This is a genomic window from Muribaculum intestinale (assembly GCF_002201515.1).
Lineage (GTDB): Bacteria > Bacteroidota > Bacteroidia > Bacteroidales > Muribaculaceae > Muribaculum > Muribaculum intestinale.
Map to the genome: position 1 here is coordinate 2,001,311 of NZ_CP021421.1, position 23,873 is coordinate 2,025,183.

At 49.2% G+C, this 23,873-nt stretch carries 17 protein-coding genes, 3 tRNA genes and 1 rRNA gene; 18 read left to right on the forward strand and 3 right to left on the reverse strand.

Going from position 1 to position 23,873, the window contains the following annotated elements:
* Positions 1-140 precede the first annotated feature (140 nt).
* From rrf to ADH68_RS08080, 5 genes are all read left to right on the forward strand, one after another.
* Positions 141-249: ribosomal RNA gene (rrf, locus tag ADH68_RS08060) — 5S ribosomal RNA — on the forward strand.
* Positions 250-481: 232 nt separating this feature from the next.
* Positions 482-1,417 (forward strand): ribosome small subunit-dependent GTPase A, encoded by a 936-nt coding sequence (gene rsgA, locus ADH68_RS08065; RefSeq protein WP_068961253.1) that lies wholly within the window; start codon positions 482-484, stop codon positions 1,415-1,417.
* 206 nt (positions 1,418-1,623) lie between these two features.
* On the forward strand, positions 1,624-2,247 hold the full coding sequence (locus tag ADH68_RS08070; protein WP_068961252.1) for an L-threonylcarbamoyladenylate synthase: 624 nt from the start codon (positions 1,624-1,626) through the stop codon (positions 2,245-2,247).
* Between the two features lie 228 nt (positions 2,248-2,475).
* On the forward strand, positions 2,476-3,411 hold the full coding sequence (locus ADH68_RS08075; RefSeq protein WP_068961251.1) for a malate dehydrogenase: 936 nt from the start codon (positions 2,476-2,478) through the stop codon (positions 3,409-3,411).
* A 200-nt stretch (positions 3,412-3,611) separates the two neighbouring features.
* Positions 3,612-4,106, forward strand: a complete 495-nt coding sequence (locus ADH68_RS08080; RefSeq protein WP_084274080.1) for a thioredoxin family protein — start codon at positions 3,612-3,614, stop codon at positions 4,104-4,106.
* Between the two features lie 37 nt (positions 4,107-4,143).
* Here the strand turns inward: ADH68_RS08080 and ADH68_RS08085 are convergent.
* The 3 genes from ADH68_RS08085 to ADH68_RS08095 form a co-directional block, all read right to left on the reverse strand.
* A tRNA-Val gene (locus ADH68_RS08085) sits at positions 4,144-4,218 on the reverse strand.
* A 70-nt stretch (positions 4,219-4,288) separates the two neighbouring features.
* A tRNA-Val gene (locus ADH68_RS08090) sits at positions 4,289-4,363 on the reverse strand.
* A 71-nt stretch (positions 4,364-4,434) separates the two neighbouring features.
* Positions 4,435-4,509, reverse strand: a tRNA-Val gene (locus ADH68_RS08095).
* A gap of 335 nt (positions 4,510-4,844) precedes the next feature.
* Here ADH68_RS08095 and ADH68_RS08100 point away from each other — a divergent pair.
* From ADH68_RS08100 to porW, 13 genes are all read left to right on the forward strand, one after another.
* Positions 4,845-7,670 (forward strand): TonB-dependent receptor, encoded by a 2,826-nt coding sequence (locus tag ADH68_RS08100; protein ID WP_084274079.1) that lies wholly within the window; start codon positions 4,845-4,847, stop codon positions 7,668-7,670.
* Between the two features lie 128 nt (positions 7,671-7,798).
* Positions 7,799-9,973, forward strand: coding sequence for a S9 family peptidase (locus ADH68_RS08105; RefSeq protein WP_068961250.1), 2,175 nt, complete (start codon positions 7,799-7,801; stop codon positions 9,971-9,973).
* 234 nt (positions 9,974-10,207) lie between these two features.
* Complete coding sequence (locus ADH68_RS08110; protein ID WP_068961249.1) at positions 10,208-11,164, forward strand: DMT family transporter; 957 nt, start codon at positions 10,208-10,210, stop codon at positions 11,162-11,164.
* 86 nt (positions 11,165-11,250) lie between these two features.
* Positions 11,251-12,351 carry an ISAs1 family transposase gene (locus tag ADH68_RS08115; protein WP_068960103.1) on the forward strand — a complete coding sequence of 367 codons (1,101 nt, stop codon included), beginning with the start codon at positions 11,251-11,253 and terminating at the stop codon, positions 12,349-12,351.
* A 110-nt stretch (positions 12,352-12,461) separates the two neighbouring features.
* Positions 12,462-12,980 (forward strand): CvpA family protein, encoded by a 519-nt coding sequence (locus tag ADH68_RS08120; RefSeq protein WP_068961248.1) that lies wholly within the window; start codon positions 12,462-12,464, stop codon positions 12,978-12,980.
* A gap of 106 nt (positions 12,981-13,086) precedes the next feature.
* A complete protein-coding gene (gene sufB, locus ADH68_RS08125) occupies positions 13,087-14,559 on the forward strand; it encodes a Fe-S cluster assembly protein SufB (RefSeq protein ID WP_068961247.1) in 1,473 nt (490 codons plus the stop codon).
* A gap of 95 nt (positions 14,560-14,654) precedes the next feature.
* On the forward strand, positions 14,655-15,422 hold the full coding sequence (sufC, locus tag ADH68_RS08130) for a Fe-S cluster assembly ATPase SufC (protein ID WP_068961246.1): 768 nt from the start codon (positions 14,655-14,657) through the stop codon (positions 15,420-15,422).
* Positions 15,423-15,438: 16 nt separating this feature from the next.
* Positions 15,439-16,782: a Fe-S cluster assembly protein SufD gene (sufD, locus tag ADH68_RS08135; RefSeq protein WP_068961245.1), complete on the forward strand. Its 1,344-nt coding sequence runs from the start codon at positions 15,439-15,441 to the stop codon at positions 16,780-16,782.
* Between the two features lie 15 nt (positions 16,783-16,797).
* Entirely contained in the window at positions 16,798-18,006 is a 1,209-nt protein-coding gene (locus ADH68_RS08140) for an aminotransferase class V-fold PLP-dependent enzyme (RefSeq protein WP_068961244.1), read from the forward strand.
* 211 nt (positions 18,007-18,217) lie between these two features.
* On the forward strand, positions 18,218-19,480 hold the full coding sequence (locus ADH68_RS08145) for a 3-phosphoshikimate 1-carboxyvinyltransferase (protein WP_068961243.1): 1,263 nt from the start codon (positions 18,218-18,220) through the stop codon (positions 19,478-19,480).
* Between the two features lie 86 nt (positions 19,481-19,566).
* Positions 19,567-20,022 carry a hypothetical protein gene (locus ADH68_RS08150; protein ID WP_068961242.1) on the forward strand — a complete coding sequence of 152 codons (456 nt, stop codon included), beginning with the start codon at positions 19,567-19,569 and terminating at the stop codon, positions 20,020-20,022.
* Positions 20,023-20,051: 29 nt separating this feature from the next.
* A complete protein-coding gene (locus ADH68_RS08155) occupies positions 20,052-20,867 on the forward strand; it encodes a metal ABC transporter permease (RefSeq protein WP_068961241.1) in 816 nt (271 codons plus the stop codon).
* 31 nt (positions 20,868-20,898) lie between these two features.
* Complete coding sequence (gene porW / locus ADH68_RS08160) at positions 20,899-23,871, forward strand: type IX secretion system periplasmic lipoprotein PorW/SprE (RefSeq protein ID WP_068961240.1); 2,973 nt, start codon at positions 20,899-20,901, stop codon at positions 23,869-23,871.
* The last annotated feature ends 2 nt before the right edge of the window (positions 23,872-23,873 follow it).

Consider the following 23,873-nt stretch of genomic DNA (forward strand, 5'->3'; position numbering starts at 1 on the left):
AGTATAATCCCCCCAAATAACAAGTGATAGTATACGACAGCAGGAGTCGTGAGTAAATGATTTGTCATTGCTTCCAGAGTGCTACCGACCTGACCCATACCGGCCGGACGATAAGTACCGGTGACAGGAGAAGATAAAACTAAGGTGGCCATAGCGCGGGGGCTCCACCTCTTCCCATTCCGAACAGAGAAGTTAAACCCCGCCACGCCGATGGTACTGCGAAAGTGGGAGAGTAGGTAACCGCCCCCTTCATGACAGAGCCTGATGATACAGAATCATCGGGCTCTGTCTTTTTTTGTATACCCCGCTCTCTTTATGCCGCCCACAGCATATGCGCTATACGTTCATCACATAGAGCTCACTTAGATGCATGAATTCTTTCATTCATTATGTTTGGGTATGAACAATTCCTGGGTCGGACTTTTATTAATGAATGGAGAAACTAAAAATTTTGTGTATCTTTGTCAATTAAACATATTCAATGGATGGTTTGGTAATAAAGAATACAGGTAGCTGGTATGTCGTTTATACTGATGATAAGCGAGAGATTCCGGCTAAGATTAAAGGCAATTTCAGAATTAAGGGCATACGCACCACTAATCCTGTAGCTGTCGGCGATAGGGTGTGTGTGGTTGTCAATGACGATGGGACAGGGTTCATAACGTCGATTTATCCAAGAAAAAATTATATTATCCGTAGGGCGAGCAATCTCTCCAAGGAGTCACATATTTTGGCATCAAATATCGACAGGGCATATCTGGTTGTGACGATTGATCATCCGGTGACTTCAACAACATTTATTGACCGTTTTCTTGCTTCGGCAGAGGCATATAATGTGCCTGTTACCATTGTGTTCAATAAGACTGACTTACTTCAGGACAGTGATGGGCGTGAGCTGCTCGATGCGGTCGATTACCTATATTCTTCGATTGGCTATGATACCATTATTGCATGTGCTAAGGACGGAACCGGGATTGAGGATATGACCCGAGGTATGGCCGGAGGTATTAATCTTCTTGCCGGCAATTCAGGAGTAGGCAAGTCTACAATAATCAATGACTTGATTCCGGGAGTGTCTGTACGTACTGCTGAGATATCCCAGCAACATGATACCGGGCAGCATACAACTACATTTTCAGAGGCCTACCCACTTCCGGTTGGAGGTTGGGTGATTGACACACCTGGAGTAAAGGGATTTGGTACGATTGATTTTAAACGAAATGAGGTGGCCCATTATTTCCCGGAGATTTTCAGAGTTTCATCCGGATGTCGTTACGGCAATTGTACACATACACATGAACCCGGTTGTGCAGTGCTGCAGGCGCTTGAGGACAATATCATAGCTCGTTCGCGCTATACCTCATATCTCTCGGTGCTTGAGGACTCAGATTCCGACAAGTATCGCAAACCATTTTAATGATAGATAGGTCATAAAAGCAGTCATGTATATGAAATCTCTTAATTCTTTATACTTCAAGAGGAGTCTTTTCCGTTACTTTTCGGCTTTTTCGTCGGTTAGGCAGCTCGACACACTCATCCCTCGTTGTGGGAAAATCAAGCGAAAATCCTGTCGCTGGAATATAGAATAATTTTGATGACTTACTTAAGTAAATTGTATATATCATGACAACGATTCTAAGGACATATGAAACCAGTATCAACGAACGCTATATTGAGGTTGCAACAAAGGCTTTGAAAGATGGGCAGTTGATAGTATATCCGACAGATACGCTTTACGCAATAGGTTGCGATGCTCTTAATGCGCGTGCTATCGAGAGAATCTGTCATCTGAAGAATATTAATCCGCAAAAGGTTAATCTGTCGATTATATGTAATGATATATCGCAGGCTGCCGAGTATGTAAAGATTGACAATAGGGCTTATCGTATTCTGAAGTCGTGTTTGCCTGGTCCATACACATTCATATTGCCTGCCGCCACTACATTGCCTAGGATATTCAAGGGACGTAAGGTGGTTGGAGTACGTATTCCGAATAACGATATAGCCCGGTGTCTTGCTCATGCGCTTGGCAATCCGCTGCTATCAGCCTCGGCGCTGAGTGAGACTGATGTAGATTTTATGCACGAAATCGTAAATCCGGAAATGATAGCACGCAGATATGAATCAGAGGCATCATTTATTATTGATGGAGGTGAAGGTCGCACTGTATCATCTACAGTAGTCGATCTTACTGATAGTTCCAATCCGGTAATTGTCAGAGAGGGTGCCGGGAACTTTGAGATGTAGTTTTATCGTCATTCTTCATCAGGCATTTTTATCGGCGGATATAAATGATATATCTGTAATTTTTTTCGATTAAAGGGAGTTCATTAAAGAAAAATTTCTTTAAATTTTTCATGTCTATAAAATTATTGATTAATTTTGTGATGCTCATGTCGGAAATGGCGTGATGCATTCTGTCATTGCAATAGAAACAAGCATATAAACAATAATAAACCCAATCAAAATTCAATTATGTCAAAGGTAACTGTAGTAGGTGCCGGTAATGTAGGTGCCACCTGTGCAAATGTATTGGTTACACGTAATGTAGCCGACGAAGTAGTACTTATCGATATCAAGGAAGGTCTCTCTGAGGGAAAGGCCATGGATATCATGCAGACAGCCAATCTGCTTCATGTCAACACTCACATGACCGGTGTGACCAATGACTATGAAAAGACAAAGGACAGCGATATCGTTGTTATTACTTCAGGCATTCCCCGCAAGCCCGGCATGACACGTGAGGAGCTTATCGGTGTAAATGCCGGTATCGTTAAGTCGGTTATGGAGAATGTACTCAAATACAGCAAGAACCCCATAATCATCTGTGTTGCCAATCCTATGGACACACTGACCTACCTTATCCACAAGACATCCGGTCTGCCCAAGAATCGCATTATCGGTATGGGTGGTGCCCTCGACAGCTCTCGCTTCAAATATTTCCTTAGCCTTGCATTAAACGCTAATCCTAACGAAATCGAGGGCATGGTTATTGGTGGTCATGGCGATACAACAATGATTCCTCTGGTGCGCTACGCTGCTTATCGTGGTGTTCCTGCTACAGAATTCCTCCCCAAGGAGCAGCTCGAAAAAGTTGCTGCCGACACAATGGTGGGCGGTGCAACTCTGACCTCACTTCTCGGTACATCGGCATGGATGGCTCCCGGCGCAGCAGCAGCCGAACTCGTGCGTGCCGTACTCCACGATGAAAAGCGTGTGATTCCCTGCTCTGCTCTCGTTGAAGGCGAATATGGAGAAAGCGACATCTGTATCGGTGTTCCCTGTCTTCTCGGCCGCAACGGTATCGAAAAGATTGTAGAACTCTCTCTCAACGAAGAAGAGAAGGCTCTCTTCAAGAAGAGCGCCGAGGCTGTGCGTAAGACTAACGGAGCTCTTGCCGCTGCTCTCTAATGCGTTTAGATTCCGGCATTAATCCGGAATGACGATTAGGTGTTTCCTATTCGAACTAAAATATAAGGCAGAATGTTTTCTGATATAATGGAAACTTTCTGCCTTTATTATCTTTTGGAAGTTTTATTAGTCTGGCATACACAGTGCACGCCGGAATTTTATGTGGCCTGTGTCTGTCGATAAATCAGTAATATATAAGAATGAAAACAATCAAGTTATTAGTATGTGCCGTATTGCTTTCGTCTGCTATGATTGGATGCGGCAGCCGGAGCGCACAGAATGGTGAAGCCGAAAATACAAATGCTGTTGAGAAAACCGAGGAGGAAATCGCCAATGCAGTTCCCAAGCCTATTGAGCTCGGCCCGAATGATATCCTTGAGTTTGGTGAGCCTCAGCCTATGCCAATTGTCGTAGATTTCTCTGCTTCATGGTGTGGTCCGTGTCGACAGATGCACCCCATCTTCGATAAACTGGCTAAGAAATACCATGGGAAGGTACAGTTTATATATGTGGACATTGACAAGGCTCCGCAACTTGCCAAGCAGTATGGTGTGGAGGCCGTGCCTACATTGCTGTTCGTAAACAAAAAAGGTGAGATTGACCGTAATATCGGTTTTATGTCGGAAGATGCCATGGAGGCGGCTGTTCAAAGCATCATGCCAACAGATACAGCTCCGCGCATCGAGCCTCGTTAAAAAAAAGTCCTGACTAAAAGTCAGGACTTTTTTTTTGTGGGCGCTGAGGGATTCGAACCCCCGACCCTCTGCTTGTAAGGCAGATGCTCTGAACCAGCTGAGCTAAGCGCCCGTTAGGGAAAATTCGGAAATTCCGAACTTAATCATTGAGGATACTCGATTTTAAGATGACTTCTCATCTGTGGGCGCTGAGGGATTCGAACCCCCGACCCTCTGCTTGTAAGGCAGATGCTCTGAACCAGCTGAGCTAAGCGCCCGTTAGGGAAATCCGGAAATTCCGGAACTTTAATCACTGAGAACACTCGATTTTAAGATGTCTTTTCATCTGTGGGCGCTGAGGGATTCGAACCCCCGACCCTCTGCTTGTAAGGCAGATGCTCTGAACCAGCTGAGCTAAGCGCCCTGTGTTCTCCGTTAAAGCGATGCAAAGTTACGGCTCTTTTATATAACTTTCAAATTTTTGAGCGACTTTTTTTTGAAAAAATTCGAGTCGAGGTTGCTTTATTCGTGCGTAACAGGTGTAATATACTGAACTGTAGGCGTTTGTAAGAAAGGCGCTTTTCTCGAAAAATATGATATATTGCTCATTCGATAATATTGGCTATATGAGTACAACGTCAAATGTTAAACACAATAAAAATTTTCATTCATGGTTAAACCTTTTTTTGTATAAATACTCCAACAAAGCGTACTAATTTTCCAAAAAAAGATTGTCCTCATAAAATATCACTACGCGTTATGCTGAAATTCTTACGTAAGCCGTTGATGGCTTTCGCATTAATTATTTTTACTGTTGCCGGTGCAAAGGCTTATACCGTAAGCGGCACTGTTACCGATTCAATAGGAGAACCGATGATTGAAGCTACAGTAAGGCTTCTGTCAGTAAAAGACAGCTCTTTTGTTAAAGGTGGAACAACAAATATCGACGGACGATTCAGTCTCTCAGGAATAAATCGCGGCAACTATATCGTACAGACTTCATATATAGGATATGATCCTTCCAATACAGATGTCAATGTGGCGTCATCAAATGTACGTCTTAAGCCAATTGTGCTTAAGGAATCTTCGATTATGCTTAAGGAGACTGTTGTGACTGCGGTTAAGACAGAAATTGTAGTGAAAGAGGATACCGTTGAGTACAATGCAGGCTCCTACAAGACTCAGCCTGGTGCCGCTATGGAGGAATTGCTGAAAAAGCTCCCCGGTGTAGAAGTTGATTCTGATGGAAAGATTACCGCACATGGCAAGGAAGTCACAAAAATACTTGTCGATGGCAAGGAATTTTTCTCCGATGACCCAAAAGTAGCCTCAAAAAATCTTCCTGCGACTATGATTGATAAGCTCCAGGTTGTAGACCGCAAGAGCGATCTCGCGCGCCTTACTGGTGTCGACGACGGCGAGGAGGAAACTGTAATAAATCTTACCGTGAAGCCAGGTATGAAAAATGGCTGGTTTGGCGTGGCCAATGCCGGAGCGGGCACCGATAGCCGCTATGCAGGCGATTTTAATGTAAATCGCTTCTGGAACGGAAATCAGATAACATTTTTGGGCAATTTCAACAATATAAACCAGCTTGGATTTACCGACAGCAACGGTAGCCGTTTTCGTCGTTTTGGAGGAGACAACGGCGTGAATACGTCTCAGTCGCTTGGATTCAATTTCAATGTCGGTCGCCAGGACGAGACATTCCGTGCCGGTGGAGATGTATTGTATAGCCACACGGATCAAGATACACGCAAGCGTCAGGAACGACAGTATATATTTCCCGACTCGGCGTCATACCTCAATTCGCAGAGCACATCGCGCGACAAAGGACACAACGTGCGTGGCGACTTCCGTATAGAGTGGAAGCCCGATTCGTTTACCACACTGGAACTGCGCCCGAGATTCTCATTCAATTTCAATCATTCGCTGAGTGCCGACAGTTCTCTTACATCCGCCGGTGATGCAATGCGTTCGCCTGTCAACCGCAGTATAAACACCGGCGATTCAAAAGGAAACTCCTATGAGGCCGGTGCCGAGTTGTGGTTCAACCACATGTCCAAAAGTCATCCCGGGCGTTCGTTCTCACTTATGGCCGAGTATTCAATGTCTAATGTGCGCGAGGACGATTACTCCTATTCATGGAACAAGTTCTTCACCCCGGGCGTAGACCCCGACGATCTGCAGGACCAGTATACCGACAATCACACGTGGAGCAATACCGTAGGATTTCGCGCCACATGGACCGAGCCTATAGGTGATGCGAAGAAGGGACGTTTCATCGACATAAGCTATCGCATGAGCTATCGTTGGAACAATGCCGACAAGATGGTGTATGACCATCCTGTCACATATCCCGGCGATGGATCAGATCCTGTGATTGACTATCTTGAAGAGGTATGGAACCCCGACCTTTCCAACCGTTTCCGCAACACCTTCTTCAACCAGCGCATACAGGTTGGATTCAAAAAGATAAGCAAAGATTTTAATTTCAATGTAGGAATCGGGCTTACACCCTCCATGTCAAAGAGCGACAACCTTATCAACACCGAAAAAAACATTTCGCGATGGGTGTGGAACATAGCTCCGTTCCTCCGTTACCGTCACAAACTGTCAAAGACTCGCAGCATCACACTCGATTATCGTGGCCGTACCTCTGCCCCATCAATGACACAGTTGCAGCCCGTGGCCGACATGTCCAACCCTTTGCGTATTGTCGTCGGTAATCCCAATCTCGACCCATCGTTCTCCCACAATGTTCGTCTCCGCTTCCAGGACTTCAATGCCGACGCACAGCGCTCCATAATGGCTATGGCTTACGCGCAGGTCGTGCAGAACGCCATAGTCAGCAAGACCACATTCAACCAGCAGACCGGCGGTCAGCAGACCACATATGCCAATGTTAATGGTAATTGGAATGCCGGATTCTTTGCGATGATGTCAATGCCTCTGCGCAATCGCCACTGGCAGACAAACATACATATCTTCTCACGCTATACCCAGTCGATAGGGTTCAACAACGGTCAGCGCAACCGTAGCGGGGCATTCAATTTCCGTCCGTCACTCGGGCTTGCGTTCCGTACGGATGTCTGGGATATCGAACTTCGCCCGTTCTATGGACTCCAGACTACCCGCAATTCGCTCAAAAGCGTAAACAGCAACGACATTACCAACTATGGCGCCCGTTTCAACGGGCAATGGTATGCGCCTTTCGGCTTGGTATTGAGCACCGACCTTAGTTTTACTGCCAACCGCGGCTATGCAGCAGGCTACGATTCCGACGAATGGATGTGGAATGCCCAGATTTCCTATCAGTTCTTGCGCGAGCGCAACGCTACCATATCGATAAAGGCCTATGATTTGCTACAGAACAAAAAATCGCTTAACCGCAGCGTAACAGCGAGCTATATCGACGATACAAGTTACAACTCGCTCACACGCTATTTCATGTTGTCATTCTCGTATCGTTTCAATACATTCGGGAAAGGTAAACGCCCCTCCGGATTCAATGAAGCCGTAGGGCCTGGCGGCCATGGCGGACCTCGCAGAGGTCCCGGCGGCGGACGTCCACCGCGTTTCTGATATTGCATATGATTAATGTATTGCTTATGATGTCGCCAGTTTATCACCGGATAGGCGACATCTCTTTTTGCGTATTCGGGTATTTATCGTTAATTTTGCAGGAAATCGATTCTGCAAATCAATAACATATGAATTTAAAATTTTCAAACATCATCATGTCAGCAGCATTGCTTGCCACCACGGCCGCATGTACCGGCACATCATCGGAGGATGGCAAGATGATTGACAAACCCGATTTCAAGAGCGCCGACGGCATCTTCACTATCGAGGCGCTTGAGGCGCTCGGACGTGTGTCGGGCCCTGTAGTGTCGCCCGATAAAACCAAGGTCTTGTTCGGAGTAAGTTATGAAAGTGTTGAGGAAAATGCCTCAAACAATGATCTCTATGTAATGAATGTCGACGGTACCGACACTCAGCGTATTACACGTACGCCCAAATCCGAGAGTAACGCCGTATGGATTGAGAATGGCAAGCGTATCGCTTTCCTCTACCCCGATGGCGATGCCATGCAGGTATGGGTCATGAATGCCGACGGCAGTGGCCGCAAGTGCGTGAGCAAACTCGAAAAAGGGGTGAGCGGATTTGTAATCTCTCCCGACGAGAAACATATATTGATGGTAAGCAACGTGAAATACTCACGTAAAGCCTCCGATGTATATTCCGATCTACCCAAGGCCACAGGTCGAATCATTGACGACCTTATGTACAAGCACTGGGATGAATGGGTGACAGAGATTCCTCATCCTTTCCTCGGGGCTTTTGACGGAAACGAAGTTACCGATGTTACTGACATAATGGCCGACGAGCCTTACGAAGCTCCGATGAAGCCATTCAGTGGTATTGAGTCGTTTGCTTGGTCGCCCGACAGCAAAAAACTCGTATACGTGTCGCGCAAGAAAACCGGTGTGGAGTATGCACTCTCTACCAATTCCGACCTCTATCTCTACGACCTTGCATCAAAGAGTGTGACCAATCTTACCGAGGGGATGGGCGGCTACGACACAGCTCCCGCATTCTCTCCCGACGGCACTCAGCTTGCGTGGCTCAGCATGGAGCACGACGGGTATGAGAGCGATAAAAACCGGATAATGCTGATGGATATGTCTACCGGCGAGAAGCGCGACCTTACAGCCGCATGGGACTATACTGTCGATGCCATTTCCTGGCAGCCTTCCGGCCGCGGACTTTTCTTCCTGGCATATCGCGACGGTGTGCGTCCGGTATTTGCAATCGGTCTTGACGGAACAATCAGTGTCGTAGCCCAGGGTGAATTTGACTACGACGGTCTGGCCCCTGTAAGTGATGCCGCACTTGTGACCATGCGCCATTCCATGCTCCGTCCCAACGAACTATATTATGCGGCTTCCGGCGAAGAACCCCGGGCTATCTCCTCCGTCAACGATGACATCTATGCTCAGCTGACTATGCCTACCGTAGAGCGCCGCATGGTACCCACCACAGACGGAAAGGAGATGCTTACCTGGATTGTAAAACCTCAGAATTTTGATCCCACACAGAAATATCCCGGACTTCTGTACTGCCAGGGTGGGCCCCAGCAGGCCGTGAGCCAGTTCTGGAGTTATCGCTGGAATCTTGCTCTTATGGCCGCTCACGGCTATGTGGTGATTGCGCCCAACCGCCGCGGCCTCCCGGGATTCGGCACAGAATGGAACGCGCAGATTTCCGGAGACTATCCCGGACAGAACATGCGCGACTACCTCTCGGCTGTCGACCATGTAAAGACTGAGCCATGGATTGACGCAGCTCATATCGGTGCCACCGGAGCAAGCTACGGAGGTTTCTCGGTTTACTGGCTTGCCGGCAACCACGACCACCGTTTCGCATGCCTTATCGCACATGCCGGCATCTTCAATATGGAGGCACAGTATCTTGAGACTGAAGAGATGTGGTTTGCCAACTGGGACATGGGTGGCGGCGCATGGAATGCTCCTGCCGACACCAAAGACTTCCCGGACTACGGAGCATATTGGAACAAGAGCAACCCCACCGCACAGCGCACATTTGAGATGTCGCCCCACCGTTTCGTCGACAAATGGGATACTCCCATACTCATTACCCACGGTGAGTACGACTATCGCATACTGTCGTCGCAGGGCGAGATGGCATTCAATGCCGCCAAGCTCCGCGGAATACCTGCCGAGATGCTTATCTTCCCCGACGAAAACCACTGGATTCTCAAGCCCCAGAACGCTATCCTCTGGCAGCGTGTATTCTTCCGTTGGCTCGACCGCTGGCTAAAGGGCAAGCCCTACACCGCCGATACCGACAATACTGCCGAATAACCCTCCATTATATGTTATACAAGGCCGCATCCTGCATTGGAATGCGGCTTTGCTTTTTGATACAAATTACCATTGATTTACGTCAATGTGCCGGCTGTTTTAGGGAGATAAAGATTTCATAATTGTTTGTGAAAAAATCGTAATTTTGCACCCTTGATTGCAGATTGCGTTTTTTATCCCTTGCTTGACGATTTATGTCTCTTAATGTATAAATAAACAACGATATATCGACCTATGAAAATAGATTTAAAAGGACATGTCTCAATGTTTGGAGCCAATGCAATTTGGGGTGTAATGTCTCCAATAGCTAAATTTGTAATGATCAGTGGCACAATAACCCCGTTGGTAGTAACCAATTTGCGTATTGCAGGAGCCATGATTCTGTTCTGGCTTGTATCTCTGTGCATGAAACCGGAACATGTTGGGTCGAAGGATATGGCAAAACTCTTTGGAGCATCGTTGCTTGCAATCATCTTTAATCAAGGATGTTTCATTACCGGTCTGGGAATGACATCCCCGACAAACGCGTCCATAATTACTACAAGCATGCCGTTATGGGCTATGGTTCTTGCAGCGTTTTTTCTGAAAGAGCCTATAACCGGAAAGAAAATAATGGGTATTGCGGCCGGTGCCACTGGTGCGGTGCTCCTTATTCTTGGAGGAAGTTCGGCAGCCGGAGCTGTATCTTCGTCAATATGGGGCGATTTAATAGTCATGACAGCACAATTGAGTTATGCTCTCTATATAGTGCTTTTCAAGGATTTTGTATCCCGTTATTCAATATTTACCGTAATGAAGTGGATGTTCACGTTTGCTTTCATATGTATGGTGCCTTTTTCTACTCGGCAGCTATCGGAGACAAGATGGGATGCTGTCACATCTATGGAATGGGGAGCCTTGTCATTGGTTGTTGTTGGGGCGACATTTGTATCTTACATACTTGTTGTAATCGGTCAGAAGCGCCTTCGTCCTACTGTGGCGGGAATGTATAATTACATCCAACCTCTTGTGGCCTGCATAGGTGCAATATTATGGGGTATGGATACATTTGGCATAACAAAAGCGTTTGCAATACTATTGATATTTGCCGGAGTATTCCTTGTAACCATGAGCAAAAGCCGCAAAGACATGGAGGCGGAGGAAAATACAATTTCAGAGATTGCAGACCCAGGGCTGGCGCATGAGATTTAACTCAAATTCAGTCAAAAATTCACCTGATTATGTGAAATAAACTTTCAGATATTGCATATATTGCTGAAAATGGATATATTAGAGGTATGCAAATAGAAATTTTCAGCAAAGTAAAAGACCCGCGTGACTTGGGCAAGGTTAAACATGAGCTCGAGGATGTGCTCCGAATGGCACTCATCGGCGTGTTGTGTGATTGTGAGGACTGTGACGACATATCGGATATGGTTACAGACCGAGAGGAAGAATTCAAGGCCGCCGGATTGCTGAAGCTTAGCAACGGCGTCCCGTGTGGTGACACGATACTTCGTGTTGTAGAGTCTGTCAATCCCGCTCAGCTCCGGGCAAGTCTTGATTGCTGCCGAGGCCACATAATCGAATCCCTGTGCGGCAATCAGGTCATCATTGACGGTAAGAAACTGCGGGGTGAAAATCCCAGGAGTCCCGGATGCCACGGACTGTATATCCTCAATGCGTGGGTATCTGAAACAGAAATCTGCGTTGCCGAAAAGCCGGTGGATGGCAAGACCAACGAACTTACGGTTCTGCCGTCCGTATTGTCCTCTTTATGGCTTACAGGGGCATTGGTTTCAGTCGACGCAATGGGGACCCACCGTAATATCGCAGAACAGATCATGCTCCAGGGCGGCGACTATCTGATGGCGCTTAAAGACAATCAGCCGATACTCAAGAGCTTGACGGAAAGTATCTTTAGTAGGACTACTCCATTATCGGTATACACAACCGAGGAAAAGGGGCACGGAAGAGTTGAGAAGAGAACCTGTTCAATTATGGATACGACACTTTTGGAACAGGAGGGAATGTACGAGAAGTGGCCCGGTCTTAAACGTATCATAAAGATGGAGCGTGAGCGTACTGAGAACGGTGCCCGCTCGCGTGAAACAATCTACTATCTCAGCAGCGTGGAGAAAGATGAGGCTTCTTACTATGCGATGCGTATTCGTGCGCACTGGGGTATCGAGAACAAACTGCACTGGCATCTCGACGTGACGTTTCGGGAAGATATGTGCCGCGTACGCGCCAAGAATGGCGCTGTCAATTTTTCAGCGATGCGCAAGTATGCATTGGAAATGCTTAAAAAGCAGAACGATAAACTCAGCCTTAAACGAAGACGCAAAAAATGTATGTGGAGCACTGAATATCTGTACAAAGTCTTTAAGGATAGTTAAATCTCATGCGCCAGCCCTGTTGCAGACCGATAGGGTATTGGCCAAGTCGCGGGGATTTGCTAATTTTGCGGGTATTTTAGTGTGTCGCAGTATACGCGCATCAATTATCGGTGAGTGCAATAGACATCATATTGACATGTGTGCTTTTCGGCTCGATAGCCTATGGAGTGTGGAAAGGCCTGATACGTCAGGTCGCTTCGCTCGGAGGTATCGTGCTGGGGCTTATCGCATGCCGCATATTCGGCTCGCAGGCAGGCACAATGCTTGCGGAGATGCTTCCCGGCACTTTTGAATCGGCTACTTCGGCAGCTATTGTAGGCAATGTGTTGCTTTTTATACTCGTATGGCTTACCGTCAGTGTCGTGGCATCGATGCTCCACAGGCTTACCCATGCGCTCATGTTCGGATGGCTCGACCATCTGCTCGGAGGCGTATTTGCTATGTTCAAGTGGCTGTTGGTGTTGAGTATCATTCTCAATCTGTTGTATCTGGCGGCTCCGGGAAGCAGTATCTTCACTACCTCCACCCTGATGGATGGCGACATGCTCCCGTGGGTCATGAGAATCGCTCCGAAGATGTTTGGCATAGTCATTGGTACCGAATCCGTGGCCATGCCCGACTTGATATAGTATTGTTGCCCCGACTTGGACGACGCATGCAACAATTGACACGCCTGTCGCGTTTACACACTATAAATATCAGAAGTAAGGACTAAAACATACTGTCACTGTAAATATGAGCTCTGATAACAACAATAACCAGAATACAGAGAATGACGACGTAATAAAGGATGTCACCTCCGGCGAATACAAATATGGTTTTGTATCCGACATTGATACCGACGTCATACCGCGCGGCCTGAGCGAGGAGGTGATACGCCTTATATCGGCCAAGAAGCAGGAGCCGGAGTGGCTGCTTGAGTTCCGTCTCAATGCCTACCGCTATTGGCTTACTCTTGATATGCCGACATGGGCTCATCTCGACATTCCACCGATAGATTATCAGGCGATAAGCTACTATGCCGCTCCACGCAAGAAAGAAGGCCCCAAGAGTCTTGATGAGGTCGACCCCGAGTTGCTCGACACTTTTGACAAACTCGGGATACCGCTGGCCGAACAGAAAATGCTCTCGGGAATGGCTGTCGATGCAGTGATGGATTCTGTATCGGTAAAGACCACACACAAGGAGAAACTTGCCCGTCTCGGCATAATCTTCTGTTCGTTCTCTGAGGCGGTACGCGATTATCCCGACCTTGTGAGGCGTTATCTCGGCAAGGTTGTGTCATACCGCGACAATTTCTTTGCCGCGCTCAATTCGGCGGTGTTCTCCGACGGGTCGTTTGTGTATATACCCAAAGGTGTGCGCTGTCCGATGGAGTTGTCGACATATTTCCGTATAAACGCTGCCGGCACCGGACAGTTTGAGCGCACTCTGATAGTGGCCGACGACGATTCCTACGTAAGTTATCTCGAAGGCTGTACCGCTCCTATGCGTGATGAAAACCAGCTCCATGCCGCAATCGTGGAAATCATAGTCGAGGACCGGGCTGAAGTCAAATATTCTACAGTGCAGAACTGGTATGCCGGCGACAAGGATGGCCGCGGAGGCGTATACAACTTTGTGACCAAACGCGGACTCTGCCGCGGCGACTACTCGAAACTGTCGTGGACGCAGGTAGAGACCGGTTCGGCCATCACATGGAAATATCCCGGCTGTATCCTCAAGGGAGAGGGCAGTGTAGGAGAGTTCTACTCTGTGGCGGTAACACGCAACCGACAGCAGGCCGACACCGGCACAAAAATGATTCATCTCGGGCGCAATACCCGCTCTACCATAGTCAGCAAGGGTATCTCGGCCGGACATAGTCAGAACAGTTACCGTGGACTGGTAAAGGTAGCTCCCGACGCCGACGGATGCCGCAATTACACCCAGTGCGATTCGCTTCTGCTCGGCCCCGACTGCGGCGCACACACATTTCCTTACATTGATGTGCTCAACGATACCGCAGTGGTGGAGCATGAAGCTACAACATCGAAAATCAGCGAAGACCAGGTGTTTTACTGCAATCAACGAGGCATACCCACAGAGGAGGCCATCGGGCTTATTGTCAACGGCTATGCCAAGGAGGTTATGAACAAGCTCCCTATGGAGTTTGCCGTTGAGGCGCAGAAACTTCTTCAGATTTCGCTTGAAGGAAGTGTAGGCTGACGCCTCGGTTAAGTCGAGGCCCGACACCGTTGTCCATGGCTGTAATTCATGCCGCCGGACATTTGAATAACAGAAATAGAAAATATATCATATCAATGGAAGAATTACTTCTCGATATCAAAGACCTCCACGCCTCTATCGACGGCAAGGAGATATTAAAGGGAATCAACCTGCAGGTTCACCCCGGTGAGGTACATGCCATCATGGGCCCTAACGGCTCTGGCAAGTCGACTCTGTCGATGGTGCTCGCCGGTGCTCCGGGTTATGAAGTCACAGGCGGCTCTGTCGACTTTCACGGCAAACAGTTGCTCGACCTTTCGGCCGAGGACCGCAGTCACGAAGGGTTGTTCCTTTCGTTCCAGTATCCGGTTGAGATTCCCGGAGTGACGATGGTCAACTTCATGCGTGCTGCTGTCAACGAGAAACGCAAATATTTCAACGAACCGGCTCTCTCTGCGAGCGACTTCCTGAAACTTATGCGACAGAAGCGTGCCATTGTGGAGCTTGACAACAAGTTGGCCTCGCGCTCGGTCAACGAGGGATTCTCCGGAGGAGAGAAGAAGCGCAACGAGATATTTCAGATGGCCATGCTCGAGCCTCGTCTCGCCATACTTGACGAGACCGACTCCGGTCTCGACATCGATGCGCTGCGCATAGTGGCCGGCGGTGTGAACACTCTGAAGACCGACCGCAACGCCACTATCGTGATTACACATTATCAGCGTCTGCTCGACTATATTAAGCCCGATTTTGTCCATGTTCTCTACAAGGGGCGCATAATCCGCACAGGTGGCCCCGAACTGGCTCTTGAATTGGAAGAGCGTGGCTACGACTGGCTCAAAGAGGAAGTTGACGCACAATAAAAAAACGTTTTGCCTCATGAGCAGCATCGACCAATATATAAGCCTCTACCGCGACAACGCCGCTGACATCGACGCCCATTCGGCGCCGGCAATCAATGCGCTGCGTCCCGCTGCACTTGAGGCTCTGGAGGGGGCCAAGCTCCCCACCATGCGTACCGAAGGATATGAAAAGACATCTATCGAGGATATGCTTGCGCCTGACTTCGGCGTAAACATCTCGCGGGTGCATATCCCGGTCAACGTTGCCGCAACCTTCAAGTGTGAGGTGCCGCGAATGTCTACAGTCATGGGATTCGTGCTCAACGATTCATTCATACCGGCTGAAGGCAATGCCCAGCGTCTGCCGCAGGGAGTCATATTCGGTTCTCTTGCGAAAGTGGCGGCAGATTGTCCGGAACTTGTTGAACGATATTATGGCAAGACCGCTCCCTCCGGCAATGTCGGAGTAGCGCTGAACACTCTTCTCGTACAGGACGGTGTGATTGTGTATGTGCCGCGCGGAGTGCGCCTTGAGAAGCCGCTGCAGCTTGTCAATATATTCAGTTCGAGTGTGCCTCTTGCCGCTTTCCGCCGCGTGCTTGTGATTGTCGACGATGACGCTTCCGCTCAGATTCTCGTTTGTGACCACACACAGGATTGCGACCGGGCATACCTCGCGCAGCAGGTTGTAGAAATAATTGTTGGCCGCAACGCCTCGCTTGAGCTGTACGATATGGAGGAGTCATCGGCTATGACATCGCGCTGGAGCATGACATATGCTACCCAGCGGGAGGGCTCGCATCTGGTGTTGAACGGCACTACTTTGAGCAACGGCACCACACGCAATGACTATACTATCGACATACTCGGCGAACATTGCGATACATTCCTCGGAGGTATGGCCATAGGGTCGGCCAAGCAGCATATCGACAACGATTCGACAGTTAATCACCGTGCTCCTCGCTGCCATAGCCGTCAGATGTTCAAATATATACTTGACGATGACGCGCGTGGCGCTTTTGAAGGAGGAATAACCGTACACCCCGGTGCAATACTGACTGAAGCCTATCAGAGCAACCGCAACCTGCTGGCATCAGACGGAGCGCGAATGCATACCAAACCACAACTGCTGATATATTGCGACGATGTGAAGTGTAGCCACGGCGCCACTACCGGACAGCTTGACCAGGACGCGCTGTTCTACATGCGTCAGCGCGGTATCTCGGAGAAGACTGCACGCACCATGCTCATGCAGGCATTCATGGCCGATGTAATTGACACCGTAGGCCTCGAAGGCTTACGCGACCGTCTGCGCCATCTGGTCGAGATGCGCCTTCACGGACGCACATCCTTCTGCGGCGACTGCCATATACAGCAATAATCCACCCGACTACCTATGGACACTGCTTCATTTCGCAATGACTTCCCGGCTCTTGACCGCACCGTATACGGCAAGCCGCTGATATATCTCGACAATACCGCTACCTCGCAGACACCTTCATGTGTGGTGGAGGCTATCGAGCACGCCTATTACCATACCAAGGCCAACGTGCACCGCGGAGTCCATGCCCTTTCTCAGGAGATGACTCTGCTTCAGGAGAAAGCGCGCGAGCGCGTACGCGGATTTATCAATGCCTCCCATACCTCTGAAATTATATTTACAAGAGGCACTACAGAGGCCATAAATCTCGTGGCGTCTTCCTACGGGCGGCTTATCCCTGACGATGCCGAGATAATAGTAAGCGTGATGGAGCATCATGCAGATATTGTGCCGTGGCAGCTGATTGGACGCGGGGTGACACTCCGCGTAATCCCTATGGATGACAGCGGAGTGCTTGACCTTGACGCTTATCGCAAGCTGTTTAACGAAAAGACCGCGCTTGTGGCAGTGACTCATGTGAGCAATGTGCTTGGGACGGTTAATCCGGTAGAGGAGCTTGTAAGGGAAGCCCACGGTCACGGAGTACCGGTGCTTATTGACGGTGCGCAGGCCGTAAGTCATCGCCCTGTCGACGTTCAGGCCATCGGATGTGACTTTTATGTATTCTCCTCCCATAAGATGTATGGGCCTACCGGTGTGGGTGTACTTTACGGGCGCCGTAATCTTCTTGAGAAGATGCCGCCCTATCAGGGTGGTGGTGAGATGATTGGCCATGTCAGTTTTGAGCATACCACTTTTGCAGAACTTCCATTCAAATTTGAAGCCGGCACCCCCGACTTTATCGATATAGCCGCATTCCATCGCGCTATCGATTATGTTTCCTCTGTCGGATACGGCAATATAGAGGTTCATGAGCGCGAACTTCTGGAGTACGCTACCGGACGTATGACAGAAGAGATACCCGGAGTGCGTATATTCGGTAATGCTCCGGGCAAGGATGCCATAATATCGTTTCTCGTAGGCGATTCCCATCCGTATGACGTAGGCATGCTGCTCGACAAGCAGGGCATAGCTGTGCGTACAGGCCATCACTGTGCCCAGCCTCTTATGCATCGCCTCGGCGTCGAGGGCGTTGTACGGGCTTCTTTCGCCATGTATAATACGCGTGATGAGGTAGATGCCTTTATCACAGCCCTCCGCCGTACTGCCGCCATGCTTCTGTAGCCGGAATGCTTCTGCAATTTCCCGTGTGGTGTCGCATACTGTAGGAATTCACTATTATGGTTAATGGAGTCGTCTCCGATTTTCCATAGTGTGGAGATATGGAAAATTCGGGGGAAATGAGTAAATTTGTGGCGGAGGTGACATAGTGATACCACTGCATGTAAGTGGGAATAGATGTTATGTTGCCACATAGTATAACAAACTGACTGATATGGACTACAGAATATTTCCACCGGAAGAGTTGCCTGAGGCGATTATTGATTTGCCTTTGTCAAAGAGCATAAGCAACCGGGTGTTGATAATCAACGCTCTTGCCGGTGGTGACGGTGTGGTTACGAGGGTTGCCAAGTGCGACGATACCGATGTCATGCTTGCTGCTCTTGGTTCATCGGATGATACAGTGTCAATCGGTGCGGCGGGGACAGCCATGCGTTTTCTGACAGCATATTTCGCAGCCACACCCGGACGTATGGTGACACTTGACGGTTCCGAGCGTATGCGTCGGCGCCCGATAGCACCGCTTGTCGATGCATTGCGCATGTGTGGTGCGCATATCGAATATACCGGAGAAGAGGGCTATCCTCCTCTCAAGATTGAGGGCACCACTCTTGCCGGTGGCGAAATCGAACTTGACGGAGGTGTCAGCTCCCAGTTTGTGTCGGCCCTGCTGATGGTAGCCCCGACAATGTCCGGTGGCTTGAAACTGCATATAAAGGGCGATGTAGTGTCGCAGCCATATATTTCCATGACACTCGGTATAATGGCAGAGTGGGGAGTAGAAGCACAGTGCGAGGGCAATGTGATAACGGTTCCACACGCGTCATACACCCCTGTGGCTTATGCAGTCGAGGCCGACTGGAGCGCGGCGTCATACTGGTATGAACTTCAATCGTTCAGTTTCGGCACTATCGGACTGCGAGGACTTAAAAAGACCGGCAGTATGCAAGGCGATTCCGCACTTCAGGATATTTATCGCAGTTTCGGTATTGTCACAGAGGAGAGCGACGAGTTTGCGGGAGTGCTCGACCTGATGGCCGACCCCGACCTGACGCCACGCTTCGAAGCCGATTTCAGTGCCGTACCCGATATCGCCCAGACAGTGGCTGTAAGTTGTTGTCTTCTCGGTATACCATTCCATATCACCGGCCTTAAAACTCTTAAAATTAAGGAGACTGACCGTCTTGAGGCCTTGCGTCGCGAACTGATGAAGATATCGTTTGTAGTTGATATCGATGACAGCTCGATAGCATGGGAGGGCGCACGCTGTCCGGTCGACGACAATAGCCCCGTGGCGATTGACACTTATGACGATCATCGTATGGCCATGTCTTTTGCCCCTGTTGCATGGTATGTGCTGGGCTTGATAATACGCAATGCCGAGGTTGTGACAAAAAGCTATCCTGATTTCTGGAATCACATGCGCTCAGCCGGTTTTGTCATCGAAGAAATTTCAAAAGTTGAGGGCGAAGAGTGATGGGAATAATCTTTATCATAGTAATCGGGCTGGCATGTATCGCTCTCGGCAGTTGGGCCGAACGTCGTTCTTCTAAACGTAAATAGATGAAAGTAATATTGATAATATCGCTGATTCTTCTCATTGCCGGAGTTGTGCTATGGATTCACGACTGCATTACACGCAGACACAACGGCGGCAGTGTCACATCGGAAGAGGTACAGTCAGCAGCAACGGCCCAAGAGGATGAGGCCGACAGCGAGGATTGTTGCGGCATGCATATGACATGTGAGCGTGACAGCCTTCTGACAGCAGTAAGCCCGGAGGTTGTATATTACGATGATGAGGAACTCGACCGTTTCCGTGGGCGCGGTGCCGATGACTATTCCGATGAAGAGATAGAGGAATTCCGCGACGTATTGCTCACACTGCTTCCCGATGATATAGCGGGGTGGGGCAGGAGCATCCAGATGCGTGATATCAACCTGCCGACTTCAATTCGCCAGGAACTGCTGATGATTGTGGCAGAGGCCCGTGAGGCGCGTAGCCGACAGCATGCATGATACTCCTAATCCAATCCTGACACTGTCACATGAGTTTTCTTGACTATACATTCTTTCAGTATGCACTTGTCGGGCTGGTGATTATAAGTATCGCCGGCTCTATGATTGGTACGTATATAACCACCAGGCGCATGGTGTCGATAACCGGTGGCATTACCCATGCATGTTTCGGTGGGCTTGGTCTGGGATATTTTCTTGGCATTAGCCCGGTCATTACCGCCGCTGTGTTTGCTGTGGCGTCAGCCCTTGGAATCGAGAGTCTGTCTACGCGCTACCGCGTGCGCGAGGATTCGGCTATTGCTGTTGTATGGTCGTTGGGCATGGCCGTAGGTATCTTGTTCGTTTTTCTTACTCCTGGATATGTGCCTGAACTGAATTCGTTTCTTTTCGGCAATGTCCTTACGATAAGCAGCATCGATTTGATGGCGTTTGCGATATATACCACGGTTACTGCATTATTTCTGGCATGCTTTCGTAAGGTAGTGGTCGCATGTGCGTTTGACAGCGATTTCGCCAGGGTAGCCGGATTGCCTGTACGGTGGGTCAATTCCATTATGACAGCCGTGGTCGCTGTCGGCATTGTGTTGACCATACGTCTTATCGGCATAATGCTGCTGATTTCAATCCTGACAGTGCCTGTAATCGTAGCCGAGATATGGTGTCGCCGCTTTATCTCTATTATGGCTATGGCCGCCGCTGTCGGGGTGGTTAGTTCGGCAGGAGGATTGTTTCTGGCTACGGTGGTAGATGTGCCCTGCTCAGCAATGATTGTGTTGTTGCAGATTGGCGTTTATCTGCTGTCGCGTGTGTCATTCAGTCTGATGATGCGGCGTAAGATGCAATAACACAGACCCGCAAAGCGTTATATACCAATATATGGGCAGGATAAGGCTTGAACAGGTAATTATAGTGGCGCTTATAGCCATGCTGACCGTGTTATCGGGGTGCAGTCTCCGAAAGAACACGGCCGCTACACGCAAGTACCAGGCATTTATCACGCGTTACAATATCTATTATAACGGTGACGAGCATTATAAGGAGACGCTCAAGCAGATGGAGACGAACTATGAGGACGATTATTCACAATTACTTTTCGCCCATCCTGCCGATGCACGCCGCGACGAATCCGCTCCTCAGCCTTCGGGCGATTTTACACGTTCGATAGAGAAAGCCCAGAAGGCGATTCAATTGCGCAGTATCAAGAAAAAGCCCGCAAAGAAGGCCGGCAAATCATCAGATCCTGCATACAAGGCATGGATGAAACGTGATGAGTACAATCCATTTCTCCACAATGCGTGGATGATGATGGGACGCTCGCAGTACAACAATGGCGATTTTCTTGGAGCCGCCGCTACGTTCTACTATATCACACGACATTTTTCATGGTTGCCGGCTACCGTGACAGAAGCCCGTATATGGCAGGCCCGCTCCTATCTGTCGATGGGATGGGACTTCGAAGCGGAAAACATACTTGAGAAAATACCGGAGAAAGAACTTGAAGCCAATTCACAGTTGCGCAATCTGTACAATCTGGTGCAGAGTGCCTATTGGAGCCGGTCGGCCAATCCGTCCAAAGCGATTCCATATCTTGAGCAGTCTGCGCGCTCGGCCAAAGGGAGCCAGAAGTCGCGCTTGAATTTCATGCTGGGACAACTGTACCAGCGCGAGGGGCAAAGTCGCAAGGCCTACGAAGCCTACAAGCGCTCTTCGACAGCAAGTTCGCCATATCGTACACAAATCAATGCACGTATACGCCAGAGCGAGGTATATTCCGGCTCATCCATAGAGCCGGAAGTGAAAGCGCTGCGGCGCATGACGCGCTACGACCGCAACAAGGATTATCTCGACCAGATATATTATGCCATAGGCAATCTGTATCTGTCGCGACGCGACACAGCCAATGCTATCGAAAACTATCGTCTTGCTGCGGAGAAATCGACACGCAACGGAATCGAGAAAGCCATCGACCAGCTCGCTCTCGGTCGGTTGTACTTCGAGACCCACCGTTATGACCTCGCCCAGCCATGTTACAGCCAGGCTGTGCCTCTGTTGCCACAGAGCTATCCGGGGCTTGATTCCATAAAGCGGCGCAGCGATGTGCTTGACGAACTGGCCGTTTATTCACAAAACGTAACTCTCAATGACTCTTTGTTACGTCTCTCGGAGATGGATTCAGTGCAACGTCTGAAAATAATCGACCGTATTATCGACGACCTTAAAAAAGCAGAGGCGGAAGATGCGGAGCGCCAGCGTCGTGAGGAATATCTCGCTGAGCAGCAGGCCAACGGAACGCAGATGCAGAATACAGGCAATGCCGCATCTGCTCCCGCCACATTCATGATTAATAATGATGACTCCTGGTATTTCTACAATACAGCGACACGTAACGCCGGACGCACTGAATTCCAGAAGCGGTGGGGTGCACGAAAACTTGAGGATGACTGGAGGCGTAGAAACAAGGCTTCATTCAGTTTCGATGAATTCGAGAACACTGAGGAGAGTGCCGACACCGAGGCTTCGGACAGTTTGGAAGATTCCGACGCTACCGACACCTCGGCAGAGGATTCGGAGAAGGATGCACAGCTTGCTTCCGACCCGCACAACCGCGAGTATTATCTGAGGCAGATACCATCTACTCCTGAAGAGAAGCAGACGGCTGCCGATGTTGTGCAGGAAGGCCTTTATAACATAGGACTAATACTGAAGGATCAGCTGGAGGACTATGATGCCGCGGCTATTGACTGGGATGACCTTATGAAGAGATATCCCGACAACATATATCGTCTGGATGTGTACTACAACATGTATATGATGTATACCCGCGACGGAAGGCATAATCTTGCCGAACATTACCGCGCGCTCATATTAAAAGAATTCCCCGACTCAAAGTATGCGGTTGCAATGCGCGATCCTGCCTATATCGACAATCTGCGGCGCATGCATGCCGAGCAGGAGAGCCTCTATGAGAAAGCCTACGACGCTTATCTCAACAACCGTAACGATGAGGTGCATGCTGCATACCGCGACATGATGCATAGATATCCGCTGAGCAAGATTATGCCAAAGTTCATGTTTATCGACGCGCTGTCGTATGTTACTGAAAACAAGCCCGAGGAGTTCCGCTCTACTCTTAAGGAACTGCTTGAACGCTATCCCAAGACCGATATCACTCCACTGGCGTCGGCCTACCTGAAGGCGCTTGCACAGGGGCGCAAGCTGCATGCGGGAAATGCAAATACTCGAGGCATGTTGTGGGATCTGCGTCTTGGCAACGACAGTGTGTTCAACGAGAACGACTCGATAACGTTTGATTTGAATCCCGATGTGCCTCAGTTGCTCGTGCTGGTATATCCTACCGACGTGGTCAACGCCAATCAACTGCTGTATGATGTTGCTTACCACAACTTCAGTGCGTTTGTAGTCCGCGACTTCGACCTTGAACAGATGAACTTCGGACGTCTCGGTCTGTTGCTTATAAAGGGATTCGCCAATTTCGAGGAACTCGCTCATTACCGCAAGGTGATGGACGAGGAGGGACGTCTGACTCTTCCTCTTGAGGTACGGCCGGTGATGATAAGTGTGGAAAACTTCGACAAACTCATACGTCAGGGACGCAGCTTCGAGGATTATTTCCGTTATGTCGACTCCAAAGCCGAGGAAGAGCCGGTAACGGCTTCTCCGGGACTGACCGACAGCAGTGACGCACAAGTTCCGGATGACTGGCCGGAAACGGATGATGCCCCTGTTGATGATGCCTCAGGAACACCCGGTCAAGATGAATCGTACGACACATTTCCACAACCGGCAGAACCGGCAACTGATTCTGAATCCTCAATACAATCCGAATAAAT

Bases quoted from the DNA above. Each gene is read 5' to 3' on its own strand.
- porW (WP_068961240.1), top strand. From the start codon at position 20,899: ATGGGCAGGATAAGGCTTGAACAGGTAATTATAGTGGCGCTTATAGCC.
- ADH68_RS08100 (WP_084274079.1), top strand. From the start codon at position 4,845: ATGCTGAAATTCTTACGTAAGCCGTTGATGGCTTTCGCATTAATTATT.
- ADH68_RS08140 (WP_068961244.1), top strand. From the start codon at position 16,798: ATGGACACTGCTTCATTTCGCAATGACTTCCCGGCTCTTGACCGCACC.
- ADH68_RS08080 (WP_084274080.1), top strand. From the start codon at position 3,612: ATGAAAACAATCAAGTTATTAGTATGTGCCGTATTGCTTTCGTCTGCT.
- sufC (WP_068961246.1), top strand. From the start codon at position 14,655: ATGGAAGAATTACTTCTCGATATCAAAGACCTCCACGCCTCTATCGAC.
- ADH68_RS08115 (WP_068960103.1), top strand. From the start codon at position 11,251: ATGCAAATAGAAATTTTCAGCAAAGTAAAAGACCCGCGTGACTTGGGC.
- ADH68_RS08145 (WP_068961243.1), top strand. From the start codon at position 18,218: ATGGACTACAGAATATTTCCACCGGAAGAGTTGCCTGAGGCGATTATT.
- ADH68_RS08155 (WP_068961241.1), top strand. From the start codon at position 20,052: ATGAGTTTTCTTGACTATACATTCTTTCAGTATGCACTTGTCGGGCTG.
- ADH68_RS08070 (WP_068961252.1), top strand. From the start codon at position 1,624: ATGACAACGATTCTAAGGACATATGAAACCAGTATCAACGAACGCTAT.
- sufB (WP_068961247.1), top strand. From the start codon at position 13,087: ATGAGCTCTGATAACAACAATAACCAGAATACAGAGAATGACGACGTA.
- ADH68_RS08150 (WP_068961242.1), top strand. From the start codon at position 19,567: ATGAAAGTAATATTGATAATATCGCTGATTCTTCTCATTGCCGGAGTT.
- ADH68_RS08075 (WP_068961251.1), top strand. From the start codon at position 2,476: ATGTCAAAGGTAACTGTAGTAGGTGCCGGTAATGTAGGTGCCACCTGT.
- ADH68_RS08105 (WP_068961250.1), top strand. From the start codon at position 7,799: ATGAATTTAAAATTTTCAAACATCATCATGTCAGCAGCATTGCTTGCC.
- ADH68_RS08110 (WP_068961249.1), top strand. From the start codon at position 10,208: ATGAAAATAGATTTAAAAGGACATGTCTCAATGTTTGGAGCCAATGCA.
- sufD (WP_068961245.1), top strand. From the start codon at position 15,439: ATGAGCAGCATCGACCAATATATAAGCCTCTACCGCGACAACGCCGCT.
- rsgA (WP_068961253.1), top strand. From the start codon at position 482: ATGGATGGTTTGGTAATAAAGAATACAGGTAGCTGGTATGTCGTTTAT.